The organism is Kitasatospora sp. NPDC057015, assembly GCF_042673745.1.
Taxonomy (GTDB): Bacteria; Actinomycetota; Actinomycetes; order Streptomycetales; family Streptomycetaceae; genus Kitasatospora.
Window position 1 is genome coordinate 124,516 of record NZ_JBHUSG010000024.1, and the last position, 6,470, is coordinate 130,985.

A 6,470-nucleotide genomic window follows, 5' to 3' on the forward strand; every position below is an offset into this window, starting at 1 on the left:
CGGGAGCCGCCCCCCTCGGCCCGCTCAGACGAGCCGGCCGCCGCCGTCCACGTGCAACACCGTGCCGGTGACGTACGGGTTGCCGATGGCGAACAGGACCGCCTGGACCAGGTCGTCGGGGGTGCCCACCCGGCGGGCCGGGTTGCGCTCGGCGACGCCGCGCAGGAACGCCGCCTTGTCGGCGCCCAGCGCGTCCCAGGCGCCGGTGTCGACGATGCCGGGGGAGACGGCGTTGACCCGGACGGGGGCGATCTCCACCGCCAGCGCCCGCACCAGGAAGGCCAGCGCGCCGTTCGCGGTGGCCATCACCGTCCGGGCGGGGGCCGGGCGCCAGGCCGCCACCCCGGAGAAGAAGGTGAACGATCCGCCGTCGCCCGTGAGCGCCGCCAGGTGCTTGGCCAGCAGCAGCGGACCGGTCACCTTCGCGGCCAACGCGCGCTGGATGTCGGCGAGTTCGAGCTCGGCCAGCGGCCCGTTGGCGGGCATCGCCGCCGTCGACACCAGATGGTCGAACCCACCGGTCCGCTTCGCCAGCCCGGCGATCGAGGCCTCGTCGGCCAGGTCGACCGGCACGACCTCGGCCCGGCCGGACAGCTCGCCGGCCGTCCACTCCAGCTTGCGCGGATCCGGGCCGGCCAGGACGAGGTCGGCGCCGGCCGCCGAGGCGGCCCGGGCCAGCAGCCGGCCGGTGTGCGACCCGGCGCCGACCACCACGAGCCGCCGCCCGTCGAGCACGGCGGCCCCGGGGAAGGAGCCGGATCCGGTGGTGGCGGGTCGGGGGGTGCCGGACACCGTCGAGGCGGTGCCGATGGACTGGGACACGGTGATCTCCCTGGGTGAGGGGTGCGGGGCGGCCCGGTGCGGGCCGGTGTCCCCGAGCCTCTCCCCGGCGGCTGTCATGCGTCCAAGGCTTGGCTTTCATCCCCTCGATAAACTTGGCTCATGGCAACGCTGCGACAGCTCGAATACCTGGTCACCGTGGTCGACCTCGGTTCCTTCACCCGGGCGGCCGAGCAGCTGCACGTCACCCAGCCCGCGCTCTCGCACCAGATGCGGGCCCTGGAGCGCGGCCTCGGCGGCCCGCTGCTGGAGCGCCTGCCGCGCGGCGTCAGGCTCACGCCGACCGGCCGCGCGGTGCTCCCGCACGCCCGGGCCGCCCTCGCGGAGGCCGGGCGACTGCACGCCGCGGCGCGCTGCGCCGCAGGTCTGCAGGGCGGCGAGCTGGAGGTGGCCACCGTCTACTCGGTGAGCCTCGGCATCCTGCCGCCCGTGCTGCGGGCCTGGCGCGGGCAGCACCCGGGGGTCCGGATCCGCCTGCGCGAGTACCCGCACGCCGAGGAGCTCCGGGCCGCCATGGCCGCCGGTCAGGCGGACCTCGCCGTCGGCCCCGCGCCGACCGGTTGGGAGGGTCCGGTCAGGGACCTGGGGGTGGAGGAGTTCGTCGTCGTCCTGCCCGCCGACGACCCGCTCGCGGAGGTGGACGACGTCGCCGTCCCGCTCGCGCTCGGCGAGCTGGCCGACCGGGCCTGGGTGCACTACGCCCCCGGCAACGGCCTCGCGGACCTGCTCGACCAGGTCTGCGCCCGGGCCGGCTTCCAGCCGATGATCGCGGTCCGCGCCGAACAGACCTCCGCCGTACCGCTGCTGGCCGCCGCCGGACTCGGCCCGGCCCTGGTGCCCGCCAACATGATCGCGCCGGGCTTCGACGGCGTCCTGCGCCGCCCCGACCCGCCCGTCCGCCGCACCCTCACCGCGTACGCCCGCCACCGCCCCGACCCGCTCACCACCGCCTTCGCCGACCTGCTGGCCCGTCAGTCCCGAACGGTGCCACCGCACATCCGGGCCCTGGCCGGCACCCCGGAGGTGGACCCGCGGGCCTGAGCGGCCGGGCTGAGAATCGCGCTCGCGCCATCCGCCCGGGATCTCGCCGACCGGTTGCCCAACCCGGCTGCTGACGTGCGGTGATGTCGCCAAGAGTCGACTGCGGGCCCGGCAGCGCGCAACGCCGTTGATCACCAGCGCCGCTCGGTCACGGTCAGCGGGTGGCCCCGGCGGTACGTCCTCGCAGGTTCCGGGCAAGGGAGCTGACGGCCCGAACGATCAGGAGCACAGCGGTCCGGACCAGCATCAGGACCGTCGTCAGGGCAAGCACGTGTGCGCCGGTGTCGGCGATCGAGGTGTCCGCATCGGATGCCCCGAGGACGCGCGGTAGCTCGGCAGTGACGACGGTCAGGCCGAACATGAACGGCATCCACTCCCAGTGTGTGCGGGAGCGCCGTGTTCGGGTGCGCGGGTGCTTTCGCCTCCAGAGCCGAACCAGCAGGCTGAGGAGCAGACTCAGGCCCATCATCGAAGCGGCGATTCCGACGTCTGACCAGTGAACTTCGAACTGCACGCTCGCCCTCCCGGCGCCGGATGTCCCGGGACGGCGGTGAGCCTACAGTGCGGGTGGCGGGGCGGTTCTGACCGGTGCCCCGTCTGCACGGGTCACCGAGCTGGGCCTCGTGCCGACGACGCTGGAGTCGTACCGCCGGCCGCTCCGGCCGCACCCGGTGCCGACCTCCGGGGTCCGGGCCCCGGACGGGATCACGGCGCCGCGCGTCCGGACCCGGCGGGCCGAACGGTTGGTCACCGGAGAGCTGCCCGGAGCGGAACGCAGGGGGCACGGCGCCCTGAACGGCCCGTGGAACGCAAAAGGCCCGGCTCGGGGATCATGCCCCTGAGCTGGGCCTTTACTGCTGGAGCGGGCGACGAGAATCGAACTCGCGCTATAAGCTTGGGAAGCTCATGTTCTACCATTAAACTACGCCCGCCTGATGAGCCGTCACGAGACCGCTCGATCCACGATCACTCTACCCCATCCCCGTGCGGGCCTGTACCGCGTTGTCGGCGTGCCGCATCCCGCCGCCGGGGCCGTTCGCCGGCGCGGTCGGCGGGGGTTCCCCGGCAGGGGGTTCCGGTCGGGGCGGAGGTGTGGCGGAGTCGGGTGGGAGTCGCGTCGGAGCGCTCCCCGGAGGGGTGCGGGGGCGTACTGTTCTGGTCGCGTGGAGAGTCCCGGTGGTGCCTTGCCCGGGGCGGCGAGCCGCTGTGCGGAATGTCCGGAAGATCCCCTAATGTGTCGCTGTCCCGCGAGGCGAATCCCGTCGGGGCGCCATGAGTACGGGGGAAGAATGGGAAGGGGACCGATGGAGCAGCGCGCCGTCGTTCGTTGTGCCGAGGGGCACCTGTTCAGCACCACCACGTTCCCGATGCAGAATCTCGGCCCCGGCCGACTGGGGCCCGGTCGGCTGATCCGGTGTCCGCAGTGTGGACGGATGCGGAGTTCGGTGCTCGCCGACGTGCGGGAGTTGTCGGAGCCGCAACTGGCTCGGGCGATGCGGCTGGAGGCCGCGGAGTTCCTGGCCTGAGCCCGGCCTCGGGCGGTGGCCGGCCCCGGGCGATTCGTCCGGGGCCCTCCCGTGCACGTAACCTCGAAGCGTGCTGCTCTCTGACAAGGACATTCGAACCGAGATCGACAAGGGTCGGGTCACCATCGACCCGTTCGACCCCTCGATGGTCCAGCCCTCCAGTATCGACGTCCGGCTGGACCGTTTCTTCCGGGTGTTCGAGAACCACCGCTACCCGCACATCGACCCCTCCGAGGAGCAGCCGGACCTGACCCGGCTGGTCGAGCCCGAGGGCGACGAGGCGTTCATCCTGCACCCGGGCGAGTTCGTGCTGGCGTCGACCTACGAGGTCATCTCGCTGCCGGACGACGTCGCCTCCCGGCTGGAGGGCAAGTCGAGCCTCGGCCGCCTCGGGCTGCTGACGCACTCCACGGCGGGCTTCATCGACCCCGGGTTCAGCGGGCACGTCACGCTGGAGCTGTCGAACGTGGCCACCCTGCCGATCAAGCTCTACCCGGGCATGAAGATCGGGCAGCTGTGCCTGTTCCGGCTCTCCTCGCCGTCCGAGCACCCGTACGGCTCCGCGCGGTACGGCTCGCGCTACCAGGGCCAGCGCGGCCCGACGGCCTCGCGCTCGCACCTGAACTTCCACCGCTCCCAGGTCTGACCCGGGCAGAGAACGCAGCAGCGGGCGGCCACCCCATCCGGGGCGGCCGCCCGCAGGCGTACCGGGGCCCTGCGGGCCGTCGGGAGGCTGCTCAGGCGCGCTTCGGGCGGGTGACGGCGGTCAGCTCGCTGCCGTCCTCGGAGAGCCGCAGCTCGGTCCGGAGTTCGGCGAGCTCCCCGAGGCGGTGCAGGTGGGTGCCGCCGCAGGCGATCTCGGCCGGGCCGGCCGGCAGCTCGCAGTGCCACCGGCGCCGGGCGGTCAGCTCCGGTCCTGGGGTCTCGATGCGCACGGGCGCGTCGGCGGCCACCCAGGCGGCGAGCAGGTCGTTGACGGCCTCGGTGACGGCGGGCAGGGCGTCGGCGAGGGCGGGCAGCTCCTCGGTGGCCTCTGCGGTGAAGCCCTTCTTCTTCAGCGACTTGCCGAGCCGGTAGGTGTCGGTGCTGGCCTCCGTGTCCATCACCGAGGAGGCCATCGCCAGGCTGTCGAAGTCCGGGTTGCCGAAGGCGTCCGCGCGGCCCGGATCCTTGCGCCAGCGCGGGGCGAGGGCGGCGTTGAGGGCGAGTGCCAGCAGGTGGCAGCCGCTGTGCGCGGCGCTGAGGGCGGCCCGGCGGCCGGCGTCGACGGCGAGCCCGGCCGGCCGGCCGACGATGTCGCCGGGGTCGCCGGCGAGCACGTGCAGGACCAGCCAGGACCACTCCTCGTCCCCGCGCCGGACCGGGATGTCGGCGCCGGCCAGCAGCTCGGAGCCGTCGGGGCCGACGGCTCCGGTGAGGCAGTCCACGACCGGCAGCTCGACCCCGTCGACGGTGAGGGTTCCGGTGTCGGCCGGCTGGTCGGGCCAGGTGTGGTCGAGCGGGTGGAACGGCGTCCCGGCGGTGACGACGGCGTACCGTCCGTCGGCCAGCCGGTGGACGGCGAGGACGGGCGACTCGCCGGTCACTGCCCCGGACGGGAAGCTGACGTGCGTGGTGGGGAGGGTGGTCATGCGGGCTCCGTGCACTGGTACGAGGGTGGGCGGGTCACGGTGCGGTGATCACGGTGTGCGGTGATCACCGCGGGCCGTACGGCAGCCGGTGGGGCGCCGCACGCAGGCAGGGCGGGCCCCGGTGAGGGGACCCGCCCGGCCATTCTCCCTCGGACGCGCGCCGCGGGGACGCCCCTGGGCACCCCGGCCCCGGCGTCGGCACTCGCCGGGGCCGGGGCGCGGTACGCGGGTCTGGCCCGGGTGCTCAGCCCAGGGTCGGTAGCTTGATCAGGACGAGCAGCGCCAGCAGCTGCAGCGAGGCCGCGCCGGCGGCCTTGCCCCAGGGCAGGTCGTGCACCCGGCGGACCATGGTGGTCAGCAGTGCGGCGCAGAGCAGCCAGGTGGCCCAGCCGACCACCTGGACGACCAGGTTGTCGGCCGGCAGGAACAGCGCCAGCAGCAGGCGCGGCGCGTCGCTGGTCCAGCCGATCAGCACGGCCAGGCCGATCGTCGAGCGCCACGGCCCGTCCCCGCCGAACTGCCTGGCCAGCGCGTACGTGACGGCGCCCAGCACGCCGCCGGCCAGCGTGAAGACGACGGCGGAGGCGGCGAGCGCGGTCAGCGCGACGGTGAAGGTGGAGTCGAGGACGTCGTCGCGGGTCAGGCCGAGCCCGAGGATCGCGAGCACGCCGTACAGCAGCGACACGCAGACCGCGGGCAGCCAGACCTGGTGGTCGCGGGTCCGGTCGAAGGTGGCGTTCGGCGAGCGGTAGATCCCGGTCAGCAGCTCGCGCCAGCGCGGGCGCGGCCCGGCCACCCGGGGCGCGGACTGGCCGCCGGCCCGGTAGACCGCGACGTTGTCCTGCCCGTAGTCCTGCCCGTACCCGGGGCCGTAGCCCTGCCCGTCGTACCCCTGCGGCCCGTAGCCGTCCGGCGGGTACTCCTGGGAGTACTGCTGCCGGTACTCCTGCGGGGGCCGGCCCGGGTCGTCCGGGTCGAAGGGGTACCCGCCGTCGCCGACCGGGAAGGCCCGGGTGTGACCGGGCTGGTCGGCACCGTACGGATCGGCGCCGCCGGGGCCGGCCGCGGGGCCGCGGTCGTGCGGCGCGGTGAAGTACTCGGGTCCGTCCGCCTGCCCGTACTGCTGCTGCGGGTTCCCCCCAGGGGGTGCCGTCCACCTGCGGGGATCGGCGCCCTGACCGTTGTCGTATTGATTGCCAGCCACGCTCCGAAGGTACCGGTCCTTCGGCTGCGGCGGCGGTCGATCATGGCCTCGGAGCCGGATTGCAGCGACTCTGTGACGGGGCGACAGCTCCCGGTGGGGTGCCGCCGGCTTGGCACGGGGCGGCAACGGCCCTGGTCAGGCCCCCGACCAGGGCCCCGAGGCGGACGCCCGCCGGCTCGGGCCGGAACCCCCGGGGTGCGGCCCCCGCCCGGGGGCCCCCCCGCGGCC

General features: G+C 74.4%; 7 protein-coding genes and 1 tRNA gene. 3 read left to right on the forward strand and 5 right to left on the reverse strand.

Annotated features, from left to right (window positions below):
* Window positions 1-24: 24 nt before the first annotated feature.
* Window positions 25-900, reverse strand: coding sequence for an SDR family oxidoreductase (locus ACFTWP_RS22680; RefSeq protein ID WP_380266466.1), 876 nt, complete (start codon window positions 898-900; stop codon window positions 25-27).
* 42 nt (window positions 901-942) lie between these two features.
* Here ACFTWP_RS22680 and ACFTWP_RS22685 point away from each other — a divergent pair, with 42 nt between their 5' ends.
* A complete protein-coding gene (locus ACFTWP_RS22685) occupies window positions 943-1,881 on the forward strand; it encodes a LysR family transcriptional regulator (RefSeq protein WP_380266467.1) in 939 nt (312 codons plus the stop codon).
* Window positions 1,882-2,035: 154 nt separating this feature from the next.
* Here the strand turns inward: ACFTWP_RS22685 and ACFTWP_RS22690 are convergent, their stop codons facing one another.
* Together ACFTWP_RS22690 and ACFTWP_RS22695 are read right to left on the reverse strand one after the other, a co-directional pair.
* The gene (locus ACFTWP_RS22690; RefSeq protein WP_380266468.1) at window positions 2,036-2,395 is read right to left on the reverse strand and encodes a hypothetical protein; all 360 of its coding nucleotides are present in this window, start codon (window positions 2,393-2,395) and stop codon (window positions 2,036-2,038) included.
* A 344-nt stretch (window positions 2,396-2,739) separates the two neighbouring features.
* Window positions 2,740-2,813, reverse strand: a tRNA-Gly gene (locus ACFTWP_RS22695).
* Window positions 2,814-3,185: 372 nt separating this feature from the next.
* Between ACFTWP_RS22695 and ACFTWP_RS22700 the strand changes: the two genes are divergently transcribed.
* Window positions 3,186-3,407, forward strand: a complete 222-nt coding sequence (locus ACFTWP_RS22700) for a hypothetical protein (protein ID WP_074001850.1) — start codon at window positions 3,186-3,188, stop codon at window positions 3,405-3,407.
* Between the two features lie 70 nt (window positions 3,408-3,477).
* Window positions 3,478-4,053, forward strand: coding sequence for a dCTP deaminase (gene dcd, locus ACFTWP_RS22705; RefSeq protein ID WP_380266469.1), 576 nt, complete (start codon window positions 3,478-3,480; stop codon window positions 4,051-4,053).
* A 91-nt stretch (window positions 4,054-4,144) separates the two neighbouring features.
* On the opposite strand, the gene ACFTWP_RS22710 is transcribed toward dcd, so the two are convergent.
* Complete coding sequence (locus ACFTWP_RS22710; protein ID WP_380266470.1) at window positions 4,145-5,038, reverse strand: metal-dependent hydrolase; 894 nt, start codon at window positions 5,036-5,038, stop codon at window positions 4,145-4,147.
* Window positions 5,039-5,282: 244 nt separating this feature from the next.
* A complete protein-coding gene (locus tag ACFTWP_RS22715) occupies window positions 5,283-6,242 on the reverse strand; it encodes a YIP1 family protein (protein WP_380266471.1) in 960 nt (319 codons plus the stop codon).
* Window positions 6,243-6,470 lie beyond the last annotated feature (228 nt).

Excerpts from the sequence above, each read along its gene's own strand:
- ACFTWP_RS22680 (WP_380266466.1), bottom strand. The coding sequence starts at position 900 with ATGACAGCCGCCGGGGAGAGGCTCGGGGACACCGGCCCGCACCGGGCC.
- ACFTWP_RS22685 (WP_380266467.1), top strand. The coding sequence starts at position 943 with ATGGCAACGCTGCGACAGCTCGAATACCTGGTCACCGTGGTCGACCTC.
- ACFTWP_RS22700 (WP_074001850.1), top strand. The coding sequence starts at position 3,186 with ATGGAGCAGCGCGCCGTCGTTCGTTGTGCCGAGGGGCACCTGTTCAGC.
- ACFTWP_RS22710 (WP_380266470.1), bottom strand. The coding sequence starts at position 5,038 with ATGACCACCCTCCCCACCACGCACGTCAGCTTCCCGTCCGGGGCAGTG.